Raw genomic sequence first — 20,731 nt, 5'->3', positions numbered from 1 at the left:
GACGATCGCACTCACTGATTACTTTGGATGGTGCGTTACGCTGGCGCGATAACACACCCTACTGATTACTTTTATTAATTAATCATGACCCTCGGCTCCCCAATCGCTGCCATTGCGCCACACAGACAGGTATCTGATGTCCGTAGCGCAGCTCTGCCAGAGATTAATACCGTCAGACTACCGACCGGAAAAATACTCGCGGTGGGTTGATGACCGATCGGCGGTAACGCACAAACGTGGCTATCACCCGCCACCGCCGCAGGTTTGCCCCCAATTAAAACATTGCTGACTCCTGGCCCCAAAATGGTGCCACCATGATTGCTGAGATCGCCGACTCTGGCTGCTGCTGGCATAATTTAGGGAGGGTAGAGGATAGGGTGTATGCACAAGTTGGCTAGATTTCTGCGGGGATGGTGTACCCCCCAACCCCCCTTATAAAGGGGGGCTTTCCGGCGCCCTCCCCTTTACAAGGGGAGGGCTGGGGTGGGGTAAAGATCTATGCAACAATTCAAATAGACTCGCGTGGATTCCAATTTAGTTAATATGAACTTGACTGCCTTTGATGGTAGTCATGGCGGTGCTGGACAATTCTACGCCAGATTTTCCGGCTAATGTTAGCTTGGTGCCTCCTTTAATATCTAATGATGTACCTGACTCGATCGACAATTTTGTTGTGGCTTTGAGCACGATCGATTTACTGCTTTTGATTTCGATTCCATCTGAATTCATCGTAATTTTATTACCATTTTGATCTTCGATTTTGATGGCTTTGTCTTCCTCACTTAATGTCAATTTATTACCTGCGGGTGTTTCCAATCGCATCACTTTCTTTTCGTCATGGAAGTAAAGTTTCATTTTCGATCGAGTCTGATACACCTTTTCATGATTAGCATCCGATCCTTTGAGTGGTGCGGCTTTAGCACTACTATGGAGCATCCCCAAAATCATTGCCTGTCGTGGATCGTCATTCAAAAAGCCCAGTACTACCTCATCGCCGATTTCGGGACGAAAAAAGCAGCCGCGATCTTTCCCCGCATCAATTGTCGCCACCCGCGCCCAAGTGCCATCCTCCCGATCCATTAAGGGCATCTTCACCCGTACCCGATCTTCGCCATCTGGATCTTCATTGCTAACCACCACGCCAATCTGCAAGCCATTTACCCCTGGCAACAGAGCAGCCGCTGGCGGCGCGGCAATATGGTGCTCTGCTGTCAGCCATTTTTCGACATTCCCAAACTGGATATGGGTTTTCCAGCCCTGTACGAGGTCAAAATCGTGACGTACCCCTGTGACAAATACATTGCCATTATATCGATCGCCCATGCCGCTCAATGTCACGATATCAGCCAGTTTCACCGTCGCAATCCCTTCGCATTTGACTCGCCCACTGACCCGACTCATTTGGGACTTGAGCCACTGGGCATCCGCCCAAGCTTGTGCCTCTTCTTCGCTGATAGCCATATGTTGCAGTCGATAGTAATCCAAGCCGATCGCTGCTGCCAGCTTATCACTGCTCAAGTTGCCTGGTTCTGTGAGTTTGGGGTCTTTTGCCTCTTTCGTCACCAAACTCTGTTGGGCGGCATCCCAGGTAACGCTGGTGACGGCACTGTATTGAAGGCGGGCATCGATTTCGGCATCTAGCTCCAAAATCGTCGGGCTGGAGAGGTTACAGACTGGTTTCCCGTCAAATTTAGGTGCTTTTACAGTCACTCGATCGCCATCAGTAAATACTAATTTGCCATTTGCTTCCGCCCGTGCCAGCAAGAAATCCCAATCGGTGCTGTAATACTGCACCTGCTGTTTGTGGATGGCTGATGTACTCTCTACTTCTGCCTCAATTTTGGCTTTTTTAAACAGATCGCTGATAATGTCGCTGTCAGATCGATCGAAAAAGTAGGCATTATTCCGCCCGATAGTTAGCTTAACGGCGAGATGGCGGCATTCGATCGTCAATTGGGAAGCCGTGTGACCCCGCACTTTCAACTGTTGCCTGACGATAATACCTTTGAAGATGGAGATCGGATCTTTGGTCGTACCAGCCAGAATTTCGACAGCCTTACCAGGAATCAATAGATCGGTATTACTCAGGGGAAAGTCACCAGGAGCACTAGATCCATCCAAATACACCAGCCGAGCAGCAGCGATCTTATTGACCGTTTTCGTCACATATACTCCCACCAACTGCTGTTCGCGCCCCACTACCACACCATTCACTTTGATAGTAAATTCACGATGTTCGATCGGAATGGGTAAAGTCCTGGTTTCTGGCATGATTATTTCTCGGCGTTGCTGGGAGCGGGGAGCGGGGAGCGGGGAGCGGGGAGCGGGGAGCGGGGAGATGATTTTATTGTGAAAGTAGAGAATCGTACCTCAAATCACCAACACCTATTTCTCTAGAGGGGGAAAGAAAATTTTACTACCAGGGGTGAGGCGGCGAAAGTTGTCGATCCGATTTGCCCTCGCCACTTCCAGATAGTAATTGGGATCGCCATAAAATCGATCGCACAAACCAGGCAATGTATCCCCCGCTTTAACTAATAGAATCCGAGTCAGATCGGGCGATTTATCTTTAGCGATCGCTTGTCGGGTTTTATCATCAGAATTATCGATAAAATTGGCAGTAATTACCGCCCGTAACGGAACGCCATCGGGTTTAAATAGCTTGTACGCGATCGAGGCACTCTTCAGCACACAACGCTTAATTTGTAAAGTCCCCCACATCACCTTGAGATAACTCGTCCGATGAATTTCACCGTTATAACCCGTCGCAAGTTGAAACTCTTCGATCTTATCTTGAACATCAATTAAGTAACCATTTGCACCCGTTCCATCCAGAAAAAATGTCAGCGCAAGATCGCCAGGTTTGGCTTTCTTAAAGTTCATCCGACTATTAGTCGTTCCCGCACCCTGTGTACTATCATATTCAACTTCATAAGCTATAGTAATTTCGCTGGGATTAACATAAGCCTGAAATTTCGGAAGTTTTTCAATTGGTGTTTGGTCAGAATAATCAGCATTTTGATACGATAAAATCGTCAGTTTTTCCAGCGTTCCCTTCTCACTCATGGTTAATTAGCCCAATTATCAATTCTCAATTAATTCAACGTTCTTCCTGTTGTTTGAAGATGTCCAACACTCTTTCTACACATTCATTGATGATGGTTTGCTTATCCTCAGTCGGATTAGGTGCGGAGGTAGCACCGCCTGAGGCTTGATTGGTAACTTCGACAGAAATCACGACTTCATCGATAACTATGGGCATAATTTAAGTTTTAACTAGGGTAAAAGATTGATAAAAAAACTGGAGACTTTCGATAACGACGGCATTATTTGAGGCATTGAAATCGCTCACCGACCATTTAGTTGGATAAGCCTTGGTGATATTCCAAGTCAGCAGAGGTTGATGTTCTTCATTCAATAGCTTGATAAAGATATCTTTGGGCTGAATCTGGTAGTCTTCCAAGCACTGGCGAATCCAAGTGAGAATCTCGGAATTTACCAGCAATCCACGTTTTAAAACTAACTCTGGGTATTTAGTTCGAGTAGGGTACTTCTGAATAAATCGATTTTGACCTCCTTCAGCTACTTCTTCCGTGCCCATTTCTACCGATAGTCCACTTACCTCCGAGAACCTTACATCATCAGCATTCTGCACATTCTGCACCTCAACTTTAAAATGAAACCCAACTGGGGGATAATAATTTGACATTAGAGATTCTCGATTGTTAGTCCTTCATGGGCAATTTCGATCGATTCGATCGCAACTTCGTTACCTGTCGCTTTTAACTGGGGACCTTCTATCTTGACAGGGAAAGCTCTAATGGCTTTCCAAGTCATCACTGGCTCGTGATTTTCATTTAGCAGACTAATTGTGAGGTCTTTCCTGTCTACTTTACTCAGCTTCATACCGCTATTAAGCCATTCAAAAAACTTATTGTCACTTGCCATAACACCACGCTTGAAAACGAGGTTAGTGTACTTTGCCATACCTGGATATTTGATCGTAGAATACTCAGGAAAGTCACCCGCACGATACTCGATTGCTTGCCTTTCTTGGGTTAATCCAGACACCTCTGTAAATCCAAGCTGCTCTGTGCCAAACTGAACACGGAAATGAAAGACCGGAAGAGGATATAATTTATCAGCCATGATGATTGTCTAGCTTGAATGTGGATTTGTTACTGTTTGCTTGAATTGAATCGATCGTTAAGATGTCTGCAATTTGTGTGAGAACTTCATGATAATGAATTCAGCCGGACGCACTACCGCCAACCCAATTTCTACATTCATTCTCCCTTCGAGAATATCTTGGGATGTCATGGTAATACCCAGTCCACATTTAACAAAGAAAGCATCCTTGGGAGTCGCTCCAGCTAATGCCCCTTCTCGCCATTTTTGAGTCAGATAATTCTCAATCATGCCGCGCACTTTTACCCAAGTGTTGGCATCATTCGGCTCAAATACCGCCCAGAAAGTAGATTTCTTGATTGACTCTTCAACTGTATTGTAAAAGCGACGCACCGAAATATATCGCCATTCATTATCGTTTCCAGCCAAAGTTCTTGCACCCCATACCAATGTTCCTTTACCCATAAAGGCACGAATGGCATTAATAGATTTACCCGTCGTCGCATCAACATTTAGGTTTTCCTGTCTGGTATCGTCAAGTTTGACAACTGGCTCGATGACATTAGCAAGGCTCACATTAGCTGGAGCTTTCCACACGCCTCTGTTACTATCGATCGCCGCATAAATGCCCGCTATTGCACCACTTGGAGGTAAAATGACAAAATGTTCTTTTAGCACACTCTTGACAAAGTTGTAAAGTGCTGTGTTCGGTGTTTTGAAACTGGCAAGATTGCCCGCAACAGCAGCAGCAGGAGTAATAACAACCTTAGTAGCAGCAGTATAGCCTGTGCCGCCTGGAGTGACTGCGATACTCGTAATTACACCAGCTCCAGATACGGTGGCTGTGGCTACAGCACCCGTTCCACCACCACCTGAGAAAGAAATATTAGGCGCGGCGGTATAGCCTGTACCGCCTGAATCGACAGCGATACTCGTAATTACACCAGCTCCAGATACGGTGGCTGTGGCTATAGCACCCGAACCTGCGGGAGGAGTAACATTCACATTGGTTTCGCCATCATTCACATGAAAGTTTAATGTGGTTTTCAGGAATGGATAGTAAACAGAACCATATTTCAGATAATTGTTGCCAAAGTAGTCCCGATTAGTACTGAGTTGGGTATCATTTAGGTGGATTGGTTCGGTGGAGCTAGTATCTCCTTTGCCGTCGTAGAGATCGAAAATAGCAAATCGATCGCCCAATTTGTTACATTGGTTGAGTACTGCTTTCACTAAATTCCCATACTCGGTTGAAGTCATTTGCACTGCTTCAGGGATGACAATCAGCGTTGGTTCATCCTCTAGTTCTACCGCACTTAAACCTTTAGTTAGATCGGAACCTAGCGGTTTGGTGGTGTTGTTCGATGGGTAGCCACCTACTGAAATGATATAGCACTGTCCACCCCCGTTATCGAAGAACATTTTAATGCTGTAATATAGCAAGTAATTTACAGTTGGTTCGGTAAATAAACTAACCGCAAATCCACCAGTACTAGCATTAATAACGGTCAGGTCGATAGTATCTTCTTTGGGATAGCCGTAATATTGTTCGTAGTCTTTGAGTGAATAAATTTTAGTCGGTTTCAGCTTGAGGTCATTGTCAGCATTCTTTTTGGCAATTTGTGTATACCCAATAAAAGCTGGAATCGCTGTTTCTACTTCTGCAACTGAAGGGGGAAAGATCGAAATTTCTTCAACGTATACGCCTGGGGTTTTGTAAGTTGGCATAAGTTTAGCTGTTTAGGGTTTTAGTTTAGCAAGTTGAACGATCGAATCTGCATTTGCTCGATCGATCCCAGGATTCGGCAGGTGTGGAATTATCGTAACCCCATTTTTTTTCAATTGAATTTTCTGTCGGGCTTTTTCCTGTCGCACCACGGCTGTCTGAGATCGAAACATCACAATCTTGGTATCGCCACTACCGCCGAGCAGATTGGGTGAAATATCTTTATTTGTGAAGGCAGCAGGTAAAACTTTTATGAAACTAATCGTCGATCTCCCATCTTCTCCAGCATCTGAAACAGACAGTGCATCGAAATCAGGATCTAGGTAATTTTTGACAACCAGGTAATATTTCAGTGTTTCTTGCTGGGCTGCAAATGAGATGGTAAATTCAGGGGGTGTTGTATAAAAGCTACTGTCGATCGCAATTTCAATTAAACCGAAAATTGATTGCTGCTGTAATTCGAGATCGGCATAATAACTGGCGGTTTTGGTACTGACAGCATCAGCTTCTGTGACAGTATAGACACCTGCGGTTTGCCCATGGAGATCGTAAGCTAGACTCGATCGATCGTTCAGAGTGTCGATCGAGTCTACTTGCACTACTCGATCGCTAGCATCTTTGAGTGTAACGGTTAGCGGTCGTGTATTGTTGACAATTGAATGGCTGAATCTTTGCCCCACCAAGGTGACAGCTTGCGCCGGATTTAGTACCGCTGGGTTGGGTGAGTTTCGATACAGAGCGTGGGATGAATGGAAATCGAAATCTAAATTGGTGAAGTTGCTAAAGAACGGATTGAGCAGTTTCAATCCGATGCGGAGAGTTTCCCCTGTCAGAGGCACCACAGCACCGCCAGCTTCATCCACAGCAAACAATATATATAATTTCCCCTCGCGGATCTTGGCGATTAGTTTGCCGTTTTTGAGCAATTGTGCTGTATCAGCAGGAATAATAAAATCGAAATCTTTGCAGCCCTGACTATAGTACGTGTGGGATATATCGACAGTAAATAGTGTGCGAAACTGCATGGTCGCTACGAGCCTGCAAGACTCGACGATAGTAGACAGACACTCGGCTTGTTGTCAGCAATTCTACTACACTACAGCGTCATTGACCGTGAAGATTTGTGTTGACTTCCAGGACTGGTGGCTGAATCAGCGTTGGTACCATACTTTGGATGGACACCATCTGAATCTTGTAAATAACTGATGGTAATTGTTTTGCGCCGATCGATCCCCAGATCTGGTTTAATTGCTCATAGCTGGGCGATTGTAAGTGTGGTACTAGTTTCTCGATTAGTGGATCGAGTGCTGGATATTCTACTGAAGTAAATGAGGGATGTGACTGAAAATATGTCAACACATAGGAAATATATTTTAATGCCAGGTTGTATTGTTTAAAGTTAGCCGCAAACATCACGTATAGGTTGAGTTTCAATTCAGGCTCTAATCTGACATTTTGCCCCTTGGTATAAGTGTGGTGAGGAACCTGGGCTTTAAAGGTGCAATCCTGTTCGATATTGATGATAGACACTGCAATGCTATCTAGCTCAAATGCATATTTACCAGCTTCATCTGCCAGTTTGCTCATCTCTACCTTGACTTCTGAGCCTGTCTGGGTGAGCAAATAAACCTTTAATTCAGCTTGGAGAAATTCAAGTGCAGTGTCTAGCATGGTGATTCGATCGTTCAATTATTCAATATATCATTTAAGGTGATGGGTATTTGGCACCACCTTAAACCTATGAGGATCGATCGTATTTCTAGCTACTTATTGCGATCGAGAAAACAAATCCCTACTTGCCAAATCCTTTTCCAGCAGTTGCTTTATCAGTAGTTAAACATTTTTCTAACTGCTTGAGAATTTTATCATTATCGAGATCCTGACCGATAATTACAAACTTAGTTTGAGGCTCGCCTTTCCATTGTTCGTCATCGATCGAGAAGCGTTTACCACAGAGATGAAAGACATGACATTTATCGCTTTCATCAAACCATAAAAATCCTTTAGCACGGAAGATATTTACAGTCAATTGATTGTCCAAGAAATGCTGAAACTTACGCAATAAAAATGGTCGATCGCTCACAAACGACATAGACGTAAAACCATCATTATCTAAATGATGTGAATGGTTGTGATGGTCGTGTCCGTGATGATCGTGTTCGCACTTATTATGGTCGTGGTCGCAATTACTATGGTCTTCATGAGCATGGTCATGATGTTCGTGTTCATCATGAATAGCTGGAGCCTCCAGATATTTATCAGACTCAAATAAACCCACACTAAGAATCATTGGTAAGGATACTTGCGATTTAGTCGTCCGAATAATTCTCGCACCCTCCTTCATATCTCGCAGGCGCAGTTCCAATATATCGACATCTGCTTCATCGACAAGATCGGTCTTATTCAACAGAATAATATCGCCATAAGTAATCTGACTTTGTGCAGCTTCACTATTGAAAAGATCGAGGCTAAAATTCGCTGCATCAACCAAAGTAATAATCGAATCAAGCCGCGTCAAATCGCGCAGTTCCGTACCCAAAAAAGTCAACGCGACAGGTAAAGGATCTGCTAAACCCGTAGTTTCAACAACAAGATAATCAATTTGTTCCGATCGCGCCAGTACCTTATGTACCGCATTAACTAAATCCTCATTGATCGTACAGCAAATACACCCATTATTTAACTCCACCATATCCTCGCCAGTCGCGACAATCAGATCGTTGTCGATACCGATTTCGCCAAACTCATTCACGAGGACAGCAGTTTTAATCCCTTGCTGATTTTGGAGGATATGATTGAGCAGCGTAGTCTTCCCACTACCGAGAAACCCCGTGATAATCGTCACAGGTACTAGCTTCTGGTCTACATCGATGATTTCGAGAGTGGGAGCGATTGTAGTTGAAGTCATAAAAGTATGAGTTGGGATTGTACGGGAATTCGCAGTCAATAGATGGCAAACTTAGAATAGAGCAGATCGAGCCACTAGTCATTTTAACCTTTATTCGGGAGTCTAATTTCCTGCCTGCTATAAGTCTGTTTGAGTTGCTGCGTAGATCTTCACCCCACCCCAGCCCTCCCCTTGTAAAGGGGGTTGGGCAGGGTGGATTAATTGTCGCTAGAAAATTTTCTTCAGTCCATTTCAATGGACTTTTGCCGTTAGCCCGAAATTCATTTCAGGGCGGGTGAAGACTAAATACTAGGGTTCTAGATTTTATTCCCTGACAATTAATCCACCCTGCCGCCTTGTAAAGGGGGTTGGGGGTAACGCCATTCCAGTCGAAGTCAATTTTCCCCTAATTTAATCGCACAATGAGCCTAACCATATACAACACCCTCTCCAGAACAAAAGAGCCGTTCCAAACCTTGACACCCAATCAGGTGAAAATGTACTGCTGTGGGGTGACTGTATACGATTACTGCCATCTCGGTCACGCTCGATCGTATATTGTGTGGGATACCGTCAGGCGTTATCTTCAGTGGCGCGGCTATGCTGTCGAATATATCCAAAATTTCACCGATATCGACGACAAAATTCTCAAACGCGCCGATATCGAACAAAGCTCGATGACAGCCGTAGCCGAGAAATATACCGATGCTTATTTTGAGGATCTTCACCGTCTTAATGTCCGCGATGCAGATAGCTATCCCCTCGCCACCAAACATATTCAAGAGATCCAAGACTTAATCGCCGATCTCGAAACCAAAGGATTTGCCTACGCAGTAGACGGCGATGTCTACTTCCGCGTGCGGAAAGATGATGACTATGGCAAACTCTCCAAACGCAACCTCGACGATCTCCGCGCTGGTGCTGGCGAACGTGTCGAAGCCGCAGATCCCGACCAAATCAAGAAAGAAGATCCCTTCGATTTTGCCCTGTGGAAAGCAGCAAAACCAGGCGAACCCTCCTGGGAGTCTCCGTGGGGAAATGGTCGTCCAGGCTGGCATATAGAATGCTCTGCGATGATCCAAAAACAGTTGGGCGAAACCATCGATATCCATTGCGGCGGCGGAGATTTAGTCTTCCCTCACCATGAAAATGAAATCGCTCAATCTGAGTGTGCTCACGATCGACCATTATCCACTTACTGGATGCACAATGGCATGGTCAAGCTCAGTGGTGAAAAAATGTCCAAATCATTGGGTAACTTTATCACAATCCGCAAGTTACTGGACGATTATCGCGATGGAAATGACCAACAAATCGATCCGATGACGGTGCGATTATTTGTCCTCACCGCCCAATATCGTAAACCGATGGATTTTAGCGATGCATCAATTACTGCGGCTGGACAAAGCTGGCAGACAATCAAAGATGGATTGATATTTAGTGATAAGTTCGGTAAGAAACTAGGCTGGGATAATTTAGATCCTATTTCATCAGAACTTCCAGCATCCACAGCTACTGAAGTAGAACGGTTTAATACAGCGGTAGATGATGATTTCAACTTTGCAGAGGGTTTGGTGGTAGTATTTGAACTCGCCAAAGAATTGCGAAAAGTAGGCAATATTATCACTCATGATAGTGAGCAAAACGTAGACCCTATTTTACTAAGAGACAAGTGGCAAACTTTAGAAAAATTAGCAGGAGTATTTGGTTTGGAAGTTAATCCCAATGAATTAGGTAGTACTGCAATCAATCAAAATATCAGTAAAGCTTTGGATACTTTGAGCGATGCGGAGATCGAAGCATTATTAACCGAACGTCAAATTGCCAGAGCGAATAAAGATTTTGCCACAAGCGATCGCATCCGCGCTAAATTGACCGAAGATAAGATTGTGGTGATTGATAAAGCTGGAGTTTCGAGTACTTGGTATCGGAGTTGATCGATCGAGCAGAATAACATATGTATTGCTCATTATATTTCAGCTATATCGATCGCGAATTTGGTCGATCTGTTCTTCCCAATGTTTGCCGTCAAACAAAGTGATATCAAATAGATCGACTGAATTGCCATCTAAACAACGAAGATTAATATCATATCCGTCTGGGTGCGATCGCGGACGATAGAAAGAGTGAATTCCACAATGGCGACAAAAATGATGTTTGGCGATACCTGTGTTGAAGGTATAAGTACTAAGCGTATCTTGTCCCTGAAGTAGCGTAAATCGATCTGCGGGAACGATGAGATGAATGAAGCCTTTTTTAGCACAAATCGAACAATTACATTCAACTGCTTCGAGTTTTGCGATTTGGACTTGATAGCGGACTGCTCCACAGTGACAGCCACCATGGAAAGTTGTTAATTTAGGCATGGATATTATCTCTGACAACCGTTAGATTCGCTTGAGAGTCACTGGATTCTCGTTGGCAAAGCCTCTGTGTCGCAGAATCGAGTAGCTCGGGGATTGGATTAAAACACCTATCATCGATTAACATAGAGTTGGATACTGCGTAACATTTTTTAACAATGCTGACCGATCGTTCCGAGTCATCAGAAATCGAGTCCCATCCTTTCCTCACCAAGCTTCTGTTCGGACATCAGCCTACTCCCGAATTGCTAGCGATTTTGCTGGTATACGCCGTACAGGGTATTTTGGGAATCTCCAGGTTGGCGGTAAGTTTTTTCCTCAAGGATGAACTAGCACTATCGCCAGCCGAAGTAGCTGCATTGATGGGAATAGCCGCCTTACCGTGGGTCATTAAGCCCGTGTTTGGCTTTATTTCCGATGGCTTACCAATTTTCGGCTATCGACGACGACCCTATTTAATTTTATCAGGTTTACTAGGTGTGTTTGCCTGGTTGAGTCTCGCAGGTCTCGTACATACAACGGTGGCTGCTACATTCGCAATTGTGATGACATCACTTTCGGTAGCGGTTAGTGATGTCATTGTCGATTCTCTGATTGTCGAACGCGCCAGGAGCGAATCATTAGTTGACTCTGGTTCAATTCAATCTCTCTGCTGGGGCGCAGCAGCCGTTGGGGGGCTACTCACCGCCTATTTTAGTGGTTTATTATTAGAACACTTCAGTACCCGCACTGTCTTTGCAATTACCGCTGTCTTCCCGCTGCTCGTTTCGGCTGCAGCTTGGTTAATTTCAGAGGAACCAGTTACCTCAGCCGACGGCGAACGCAAAGCAATTGTCACAGATCAAATCCAGCAATTGTGGGCGGCTTTAAGCCAGAAAGCGATCTGGATGCCGACATTATTTCTGTTTCTGTGGCAATGCACACCGACAGCCGAGTCAGCTTTTTTCTACTTTAGTACTAATGAGTTGGGATTTACGCCCGAATTTTTAGGGCGGGTGCGACTAGTGACGAGTTTGGCATCATTATTTGGCGTGTGGTTTTTCCAACGCTTTTTAAAAACCATTCCGTTTCGGCAAATTTTTGTCTGGACGACATTATTCTCATCCCTATTAGGTTTGACAGCACTATTATTAGTTACTCATACTAATCGAGCGTTAGGCATTGACGACCATTGGTTTGCATTAGGGGATAGTTTAATTCTGACTGTGATGGGACAATTAACATTTATGCCTGTACTCATATTAGCAGCAAGATTATGTCCGCCAGGGATTGAGGCGACTCTATTTGCGATGTTGATGTCGGTGCTGAATTTATCGGGGTTGGTATCCAAGGAAGGCGGCGCGATTCTTACACATTTACTCGGAGTAACTGATACTAATTTCGATAAGTTATGGTTGTTAGTTTTGATTACTAATCTCGGTAGTGTGTTGCCATTAGTGTTTATCAAGTTATTGCCGAATGAAGATCCTCAATTAGCAGCAGAAACCCACCGATCGATTCCGCCAGCTAGTGCGCTTGAACATCCACAAACTGGTATAGTTGGGAATCAATCTTTTATTCCCAATATGTCTCCAGAATTATTAGAAACTAAGCCAAAAATTTGAGTAAGTGCTGCGTAGATTCTACCCACCCCGCCCTATGAGCACCCCTCCTAGGAGGGGATTTTTCATCTCAATCGAAGTTTATTTTTATATAATATGAAAACTCAAATTAAAGAACTTCCCTATAATCTAGCCCAGTGGAAACAGGGATATCGATCGCAAAAACAAGAATATGATTATCAAATCACTGAAATCGAAGGACAAATACCTCACGATTTAACGGGTACATTATTTAGAAATGGCCCAGGATTGCTAGATATAAATAATGAATCAGTCCGTCATCCTTTTGATGGCGATGGGATGATTTGTCGAATTACCTTTCAAGATGGTCGAGCATATTTTCTCAATCGGTTCGTGCAAACTGAATCCTACCTCGCCGAACAAATTGCTGGTAAATTTCTCTATCGCGGCGTATTTGGTACCAAGAAAACTGGGGGTTGGTTGAGTAATGCTTTTGATGTCACTTTAAAAAATATTGCCAATACCCAAGTAGTCTACTGGGGTGGAAAATTACTCGCATTGTGGGAAGCAGCCGAACCCCATCGTTTAGATCCCAAAACTTTAGATACATTAGGTATAGAGTATCTAAATAATACCTTAAAACCTGGCGATGCCTTTGCCGCTCATCCATTATTCGACCCCAAAGGGAGAATGGTAAACTTTGGCTTAAAGGCTGGTAAATTCGATCGAACTGGACTCTTAACTGAAATTACTGTCTATGAATTAGATCTAGATGGCGAAGTCGTCGAACAGCATTCACATCTAATTTCTGGCTTTGCGTTCATTCATGACTTTGCGATTACACCTAACTACTGTATCTTCTTCCAAAACCCTGTCAGTTTTAATCCCGTTCCCTTCCTCTTGGGATTGAAAGGTGCGGCTGAATGCGTTAAATTTGAACCCGAAAAGCCGACAAAAATTATCCTTATTCCCCGCAATCCTCGCAGTGGCGAAGGTATCCAAATTTTTGAAACTAAATCGGGATTTGTCTTCCACCATGCTAATGCCTTCGAGCACGATGATAAAATATCGATCGATTCAATTGCCTACGATACTTTTCCCGAACCCGAACCCGATACAGATTTTCGCGATCTTGATTTTAATTCTCTCACTCCAGGGCAACTATGGCGATTTGAATTAGATCTCAAAACTCAACAGGTAAATAGCAATCTCGTCGAACCCCGCTGTTGTGAATTTCCGACAATTAACCCCGCAAATGTTGGCAATCCCTATCGCTATGTCTACATGGGTGCGGCTCAAACTTTGGACGGTAATGCTCCACTCCAAAGTATCATCAAACTCGATCGAGAAACTGGCTCACAGCAATTATGGACGGCGGCACCGACAGGATACGTCAACGAACCTGTCTTCGTGCCGCGTCCTGGGGGCACTCAGGAAGACGATGGCTGGTTGATGGCGATGATTTATGATGGATCTAGAGATCGATCGGCTGTGGTCATTCTCGATGCTGCAGATCTGACAAAGGGGGCTGTCGCGACTTTATGGTTGACTCATTATATTCCCTATGGTTTACATGGAAGTTGGACAGATAATGTGTTTATAAATTAAGTAGTCGCATATCCCCAACTTTTTCAAGAAGTCGGGGATATCGTAGCAATTTAGACTTCACTTTTTATCGATGAATAAGATCTGAAAAATAAGATTAACCCGATCGCAAACAACAAAGGTGTCAGCCAATTACCAACGCGAACATATAATGTCTGAGTATGTCTACGATAAACCTGATGGGCATGAGCGGCAAATTCATCGAGTTTAGAAATCCATTGTGTCTGCCCATGTGGATCGATAACTGCCGAATAACCAGTATTACTAGCACGAACAGCCCAGCGATCTGTTTCAATTGCTCTCATCAAATCTAGGGCATGATGTTGAGCGGGCATTGCACTGCCATAATGGGCATCATTCGCCGCAGTAATAATTAGATCTCCCGTCTGTGCTTGACGGCGAAAATGTTCGTGATAAGCGGAATCATAACAGATTCCAAAGATTGTATTTCCGAATGGGGTAATTACTGACGGTGCAAATTTACCAGCGGCTAAGTGTGAGTCTAGGGGTGAAATTGTATCGATTAATTTACCGAGATACTGCTCGAAGGGAATGTATTCACCTAGTGGTACTAATTTCCATTTGTCATAGCGACTGATAGTTTCACCTTTACCATTAATAGTTAAAATACTATTTGTGATTCCACTGGGTACTTCTCCGAACCCACCAATTAGTGCAGTAACTTTTTTAGCTAAAATTGCTTGATAAAAGGGTGTGCGCTTAATTTGACTTTCTCGATAGGGGAAAGCGGTTTCTGGAGTGACAACAGCAGCTACACTTTGCTCGGCTAATTCTAAATAACCTTTGGTATAATTATCGATCGCAAGGTCATATCCAGATCGATAATGTCTGACTTCGTTACCGATATTTCCTTGAATAATCCCGATCTTCAGACTGGATTCGATCGATTGTATCAATGGTCGATCGGCTAGATTAGATCCAATTAGATGTAAAATGATAATTGACGCGATCGCCGTACTAATATAAGGTATTGCTGGTCGAATTCTTTTCATCAGTTTAAGCTGGTGACGATTGCGACTAAATGCTAAATATGCTTCAGCAATTAAACCATTGATTAAAACGATCGATCCAGTAACAGTAGTCGGCCCTGATAATTGTCCGAGATGGAGAATGGCTAAATTGTGTGGACTTTGAGTCAGTGCTAGTGATGTCCACCATAAGTCAGTCAGGCTATACAATTCCTCCAATCCACACCAACAAGCTGTACCTAAAATTACACGGATAGAGGGATTTAGTTGAGGTTTATAATTAATAAACTTCAAACAAATCGACCACAGAATAGCTAAACTAGTTCCCCACAAGGTGATAAAAGTCAAGCAAAAAGTAGCAATTCCTAAACTCGCTAAATAAGGTACTCCCATCCACGTCATCGGATGGATTCCAAAGATCCAACTTAACCCTAAGCCATAAAAACCAATACCCCAACATAAGCCATAGAGAACTGCGGGAGAGTGACGATCTCGGCAGACTAAGTACCACAATGGTGCGAGGGCAATCCAGGCAAAATACCAAGCTTCTAATGGCGCGAGGGTGATTCCCATCAAAATGCCACTGCCTAGTGCAAGCCCTAACTCGAAAAGGTTGTCAGTGAGTTTTGTCAGAGATTTGCGGAAGGATAGTAACATTTTACTCGATCGAAAAAATAAATCTTTCAGCGATATTTTCTCACTGTTTACCGTTCCATGTAACAAATATTAATGCCCGAAAGAGTTGCCTCTCATAATCACAGCAATCGATCGAGAGCCAAAATTAACTGCCAGAATCCCTATTCTACAAGGTTTACTGGCTTGCTCGATCGACAAGGAACCCATATAATAGCTTTATATAAATAAACATTAAGTCAACAATATCAATAATTATTTTGGTTAATCCTAGCTATAAATCCAGTGAAACTAGCGGTGCGTGGCAATGGCAACTTCAAGGAGCTTGGGGTACATTTGCAGCAGCAGCATTTTTGGTATCTGTTCCTGTCTTCATCGAAGCTCCGCTAGTGCGGCATTATCCAGTTCTCAGTGTCGTCAGTACGCTGCTCTGGATTTGTCTGGGGTTAATCCTGATTCAACGTCCCCACAGCCAAATTTGGGGGGACCTGCTCCTGGGATTTAGTTGGAGTTGGTTGGCTGGAGCGATTTATTGGGGTTGGTTTAGGTGGGAACCAGCGATTCATTTACCGATCGAGTCGATCGGTGTACCATTTGCGCTATGGGCACTGTGGAAGGGTGTCAGCAAAATTGGTAGTCTGTTCTACCTCGGTTCCCTCCTGGGGACAGCAATTACTGACTTATATTTTTATCAAGTTGGCTTAATTGACTACTGGCGACAATTGATGGAGGTCGAGCCAACCTTAGCCATGCCTATCTTACAGCAAGCGATCGCTCAAGTTCGTACCCCTTGGGGAACAGCATGGGCAGTTGTACTGGTCAATTTACTCTTAGGTGTGGGTATAATGTCTTTAGGAACGAAACAGTTGCACTGGTATGCTTTTAGTGGCGCAGTCTTAACCACTATCGTCGTTGATAGTTTGTTTCTATGGTTTGCTAGCTGTGCATGAATTATCTAAAGTTAGTTAGCACCTCCCCATCCATCACATACTAGTTCACCGTCATATTTTTACCCAACCGTGAACCAGGGAATATCGCCTTATCTACTCCTGAAAACTGACAACGGTCAACGCCAGCTATCATTAACTGATGGTAACTGCTGGACTGTCGGTCGAGGTGATGACAATCATTTTGTCGTCAAAGACCGTTGTATTTCTCGCAACCATGCGATGATTCAATATACCGATGCTGGCGATCGCTACCTAATTGATTTAGGTAGTAGCAATGGCACGTTTGTAAATGGACGTAGAGTCAGTATTCCTGTCACTATTCATGATGGCGATACGATTACTTTCGGCCAAACTGAATTTGAATTTCATTGTCCCAGTGCTAGCGACGATCCGCTTGGGTTAGATCCAGAAGGCACACTTGATGGTACAGTTACCTCAATTCTCCACCTCCGCAAGTTGATGTCGGTGATGGTGGTAGATATGCGGAACTTTACAATTCTGACTCGTCAAACTAATGAAAATCTGCTATCTGAGGTCATGAGTACCTGGTTCCGCAATGCAGGCGCGATCATCCGCAATCGGGGCAGTTGGGTAGATAAATATATTGGCGATGCATTGATGGCTTTGTGGTTCCACAATGGGGAAACTGTCACCAAACAAGAGATGATCAATATTCTCTTGGCGTTGGACGACCTCAATAAAATGACTAAAGAGTTGAGCCAACAGTATCCCTTACCATTTGAGCTAAAAATTGGAGCCGGAATCAATACTGGACACGCGATGATCGGTAATGCGGGTAGTGGCGATCAACCTGACTATACTGCTTTGGGCGATACTGTAAATGCAGCTTTTCGCCTCGAATCAATTACCAAAGAACTTAACGCCGAAATTGCCATTGGATCTTCTACCTATCGATATTTGGCACCTGTACTGGGCAAACATCGAGTATTTAAAGAATGCTCGGTAGAACTCAAGGGTTATGATGTTCCGGCGATCGTTCATGCTACAAATTTTGGCCCGCTCAATACCTTTTTGCAACTAGCCAATGCTGGAACTGAGACTCAGACCATTGAAGCAGATCCGCCAACTAATTTAACTAATCCGATGGGATGAATTGTTGGGGTTCGGGGTTCGATGCTAGTTTTTAAAAATAAAACTGTTGCAATCTCCATTCCTAATCGATAAGGTATTGCAGTAATGGTCGAAATGCCCTAATTGCTATAGCGGTTGCTATATTTTCCGAATCCCGAACCCCGATAACTTACAATTAAAAACAACAAACATCTCAAAAGTTGAACGACAGATCTCAAGCCGGATTATTTCATCTGCGGAGGTTTTATCAATGCCCGAAGTCCAAGCGGTAACTAATTCAGACAATGTGGGGTTTATTCCCTATTCATCGATCGGTACCAATTTAGCAGATGTTCGCAAACGCCGACGAGAACACGATCCGACTGACCTCAATCTGCAATTATGTTGGTATCTGAAGCCAGAAATAGCCGCTGCATTAGCTCCTGAAGTATTGGCTGAATTGAGTGCAGATACGCAGCCTGTATATGGCACATTATTAAATACTAATGCTAATACTCTAGCAAAATATCGAGATCGATTACCTCCAGAAATTCAGGCACAAATTCCCACCGACTGGAAACTTCCCGCCGATATCTGGGGATATGCCTTTTTAGCCTGTCCATTGCCCCCTGTAACGACCTTCAGCCCCGATCAATATGCCAGAGGGGATAGAATGGTGCTCAATGGCGATGGGATGCTCTATCGGCTCGGTTTTGAGGATGGACGAGCGATCCTCAAAACGCGGATGATGAAAACGCCCTGTTATTATGCCGATCTTGCCGCGCAATTAGTCCCGAAATTCGATAAATTTGGCTACCGTTTTCTCGATGGCGGCATGGTGCGTCACAGTCTGTTTTTAGGCACTCGCAACCAGATGAATACAGCTTTTATGGCGACTAAAGAGCATCTTTTAGTCACTTTTGATGCCGCACGACCGCACATCATTGACCCCGACTCGATGGAGCTGTTAGAGCCGATTGGGGCGGTAAGTAATTGGGATGGATTAGCACCGAGATTACCTGCTTTCCTGACTCAAGTTTTTCAACCCTGTTCTAACCCCGCTCACCCCGTTTGCGATCATTTAAAATCGCTCAGTCCGCTAAATCCAGAGCCAGCAGGCGAATTTGTGACCAGCAATTATTCCGCCGGATTGAGTTTACTTAGTTGGATCGATCGATTCCGTCGCTGGTATAAGAATAAACTAACTCAAGATGGAATTGTCCTCACCAATCCCTGGGGTGCTTTTACTTATATCGTGCGGTATCAGTTCGATAGTAAAAGCTTCGAGCGGTGGCGGTTAATTTTACCCAATGGCGAACCTGTAATTATTCAACAAGCAGTTCACCAGATGGCTTTGACCGAGCATTATATTATTGTCGGTGATATTGCTTTTAAGATCGAACTATCTCAAATTTTTGCCCCATTTCTGTTTGGTGGTATCCGTAAATATTCGGTGCAAATTGGCTACTGGTTATCGCTAGTATTCCTGAAATTAATTCAACCATTGCCCTATGCTAACTTATATCTGGTTAAACGATCGGATCTAGACAAATCCATCGATCCAGGCGAACTGCGAACGCTCACCGCAATTCAAATCGTCCTCCCTCGCGAAGTTACCCACTTTGTCACCAATTATCGCAATCCCGATGATAAAATTACCCTAATGTCTGCCCATAATGGTGGTTGGGATGTGACCGAATGGATTGGTGAATACGATGAATCTGTCAATCCTAATCCTGACGAAAATACCTCAACAATCACCAGAGGGATTGAAATGTTAGCAGGAGTAAATAAAGGCTTAGACAAGCTGCCGCAGGTAAAACATCTCCGCAAAGAACTGAAGGGAATGCAACCCGCACCAGTCGATCTCAATAGCGTCGCACGATATACGATCGATGGTAAAACAGGTGCGGTTCTGAAAGCAAATTTCCTCAGCGATGCTGGTGATAATCCTACTAAACGAAATACTTGGTCGTTATCTGTCAATACTCACCGCAATCTCAACCGCGATAGTGAAGCTGAGACAGGCGAAAAAATCACCAGTCTGTACTGGATGGGTTGGGGTTTCTCGTGGGAAGTCATCCCCAAACGTATTTATCGAGCATACCGCGATCGAGACAATCATGTCATTCCGATCGAGGGTTTACCGAAAACTGATATGCCCATCAGTCTACTCCGTCTCGATACAGAAAAGATGGAAATCGTCGATAGTTTTGAATTTCCCATCGGTTATTTGGCTCGCAGTCCCCAATTTATCCCCAGTAAAGATCCTTGTCCCCCAGACAAAGATCCCGCTACTCACGGTTATATTGTCTGTATAATCATGTCCGATGCCGAACCAAAAAATCCCCATAGCGTGGCTAAAGATGAAGTCTGGGTATTCCATGCAGATAGTTTTACAGGGAAGCCAATTTACCGATTGAGCCATCCCGATATCAGCCTAGGATTGACAATCCACTCCACCTGGATTCCCGAACTACAAGTCGGGAAATATCCTGAAGCCGAACGCCAAGCCATGCGGAAAGCGACACTCGATCGAGACTATAATCCGATCGTACAAGCTAAAATCTTTCCCCATACCAAAACGCTCTTTAAAGAGATTGTCTATCCTCACTACGTCAATCAAACTAGTGAAGCCACATTACTAGATCTCTGGGAAAATAAACAGTAATCACACACATCTTGCAGCAGATCTGAGATAACCCATCGGGGCGGGTTTACACCATCAACTCGAAATAAATTTAACTATTGCTGGGGATGTAAATGTTCCTGGCAATTTTTTTAAGTTAGGAGTTGGAAGAGGATGATAAGACCGCT

At 44.0% G+C, this 20,731-nt stretch carries 18 protein-coding genes; 6 read left to right on the top strand and 12 right to left on the bottom strand.

The window, feature by feature from the left end; translation table 11 throughout:
* Positions 1–74 precede the first annotated feature (74 nt).
* From RMO55_RS08005 to RMO55_RS07960, 10 genes are all read right to left on the bottom strand, one after another.
* Complete coding sequence (locus RMO55_RS08005; protein WP_310425617.1) at positions 75–353, bottom strand: PAAR domain-containing protein; 279 nt, start codon at positions 351–353, stop codon at positions 75–77.
* 181 nt (positions 354–534) lie between these two features.
* The gene (vgrG, locus tag RMO55_RS08000; protein ID WP_310425615.1) at positions 535–2,271 is read right to left on the bottom strand and encodes a type VI secretion system tip protein VgrG; all 1,737 of its coding nucleotides are present in this window, start codon (positions 2,269–2,271) and stop codon (positions 535–537) included.
* A gap of 114 nt (positions 2,272–2,385) precedes the next feature.
* Positions 2,386–3,066, bottom strand: a complete 681-nt coding sequence (locus RMO55_RS07995; protein ID WP_310425613.1) for a hypothetical protein — start codon at positions 3,064–3,066, stop codon at positions 2,386–2,388.
* A gap of 34 nt (positions 3,067–3,100) precedes the next feature.
* Positions 3,101–3,262: a DUF5908 family protein gene (locus tag RMO55_RS07990; RefSeq protein ID WP_310425611.1), complete on the bottom strand. Its 162-nt coding sequence runs from the start codon at positions 3,260–3,262 to the stop codon at positions 3,101–3,103.
* 3 nt (positions 3,263–3,265) lie between these two features.
* The gene (locus tag RMO55_RS07985; RefSeq protein WP_310425610.1) at positions 3,266–3,709 is read right to left on the bottom strand and encodes a phage tail protein; all 444 of its coding nucleotides are present in this window, start codon (positions 3,707–3,709) and stop codon (positions 3,266–3,268) included.
* A complete protein-coding gene (locus tag RMO55_RS07980) occupies positions 3,709–4,149 on the bottom strand; it encodes a phage tail protein (RefSeq protein WP_310425608.1) in 441 nt (146 codons plus the stop codon). Before RMO55_RS07980 ends, RMO55_RS07985 begins: the two co-directional genes overlap by 1 nt.
* Positions 4,150–4,206: 57 nt before the next feature.
* A complete protein-coding gene (locus RMO55_RS07975) occupies positions 4,207–5,856 on the bottom strand; it encodes a phage tail sheath C-terminal domain-containing protein (RefSeq protein ID WP_310425606.1) in 1,650 nt (549 codons plus the stop codon).
* Between the two features lie 12 nt (positions 5,857–5,868).
* Entirely contained in the window at positions 5,869–6,879 is a 1,011-nt protein-coding gene (locus RMO55_RS07970; RefSeq protein ID WP_310425603.1) for a hypothetical protein, read from the bottom strand.
* A 79-nt stretch (positions 6,880–6,958) separates the two neighbouring features.
* Entirely contained in the window at positions 6,959–7,525 is a 567-nt protein-coding gene (locus RMO55_RS07965) for a DUF4255 domain-containing protein (RefSeq protein ID WP_310425601.1), read from the bottom strand.
* A 121-nt stretch (positions 7,526–7,646) separates the two neighbouring features.
* The gene (locus RMO55_RS07960; protein ID WP_310425600.1) at positions 7,647–8,762 is read right to left on the bottom strand and encodes a GTP-binding protein; all 1,116 of its coding nucleotides are present in this window, start codon (positions 8,760–8,762) and stop codon (positions 7,647–7,649) included.
* A gap of 401 nt (positions 8,763–9,163) precedes the next feature.
* Between RMO55_RS07960 and cysS the strand changes: the two genes are divergently transcribed.
* Positions 9,164–10,678 carry a cysteine--tRNA ligase gene (cysS, locus tag RMO55_RS07955; RefSeq protein ID WP_310425599.1) on the top strand — a complete coding sequence of 505 codons (1,515 nt, stop codon included), beginning with the start codon at positions 9,164–9,166 and terminating at the stop codon, positions 10,676–10,678.
* A gap of 39 nt (positions 10,679–10,717) precedes the next feature.
* Here the strand turns inward: cysS and RMO55_RS07950 are convergent, their stop codons facing one another.
* Positions 10,718–11,107, bottom strand: a complete 390-nt coding sequence (locus RMO55_RS07950) for a GFA family protein (RefSeq protein WP_310425598.1) — start codon at positions 11,105–11,107, stop codon at positions 10,718–10,720.
* A 155-nt stretch (positions 11,108–11,262) separates the two neighbouring features.
* Here RMO55_RS07950 and RMO55_RS07945 point away from each other — a divergent pair, with 155 nt between their 5' ends.
* Both RMO55_RS07945 and RMO55_RS07940 read left to right on the top strand, forming a co-directional pair.
* Positions 11,263–12,708, top strand: a complete 1,446-nt coding sequence (locus tag RMO55_RS07945; protein WP_310425596.1) for a folate/biopterin family MFS transporter — start codon at positions 11,263–11,265, stop codon at positions 12,706–12,708.
* A 93-nt stretch (positions 12,709–12,801) separates the two neighbouring features.
* Entirely contained in the window at positions 12,802–14,274 is a 1,473-nt protein-coding gene (locus RMO55_RS07940; RefSeq protein ID WP_310425595.1) for a carotenoid oxygenase family protein, read from the top strand.
* A gap of 50 nt (positions 14,275–14,324) precedes the next feature.
* On the opposite strand, the gene lnt is transcribed toward RMO55_RS07940, so the two are convergent.
* Positions 14,325–15,917 carry an apolipoprotein N-acyltransferase gene (gene lnt / locus RMO55_RS07935; RefSeq protein ID WP_310425594.1) on the bottom strand — a complete coding sequence of 531 codons (1,593 nt, stop codon included), beginning with the start codon at positions 15,915–15,917 and terminating at the stop codon, positions 14,325–14,327.
* 236 nt (positions 15,918–16,153) lie between these two features.
* On the opposite strand from lnt, the gene RMO55_RS07930 reads away from it, so the two are divergent.
* The 3 genes from RMO55_RS07930 to RMO55_RS07920 all read left to right on the top strand — a co-directional run bounded on the left by RMO55_RS07930 (position 16,154) and on the right by RMO55_RS07920 (position 20,585).
* A complete protein-coding gene (locus RMO55_RS07930; protein WP_310425593.1) occupies positions 16,154–16,843 on the top strand; it encodes a DUF3120 domain-containing protein in 690 nt (229 codons plus the stop codon).
* A 69-nt stretch (positions 16,844–16,912) separates the two neighbouring features.
* Complete coding sequence (locus RMO55_RS07925) at positions 16,913–17,956, top strand: adenylate/guanylate cyclase domain-containing protein (RefSeq protein ID WP_310425592.1); 1,044 nt, start codon at positions 16,913–16,915, stop codon at positions 17,954–17,956.
* Positions 17,957–18,185: 229 nt separating this feature from the next.
* Entirely contained in the window at positions 18,186–20,585 is a 2,400-nt protein-coding gene (locus RMO55_RS07920) for a carotenoid oxygenase family protein (RefSeq protein ID WP_310425591.1), read from the top strand.
* Positions 20,586–20,731: the final 146 nt, after the last annotated feature.

It is taken from the genome of Chamaesiphon sp. VAR_48_metabat_135_sub (assembly GCF_031418915.1).
GTDB lineage: Bacteria > Cyanobacteriota > Cyanobacteriia > Cyanobacteriales > Chamaesiphonaceae > Chamaesiphon.
The sequence above is the reverse complement of the archived record's forward strand: the minus strand, read 5'-3'. Positions and strand labels throughout refer to the sequence as shown.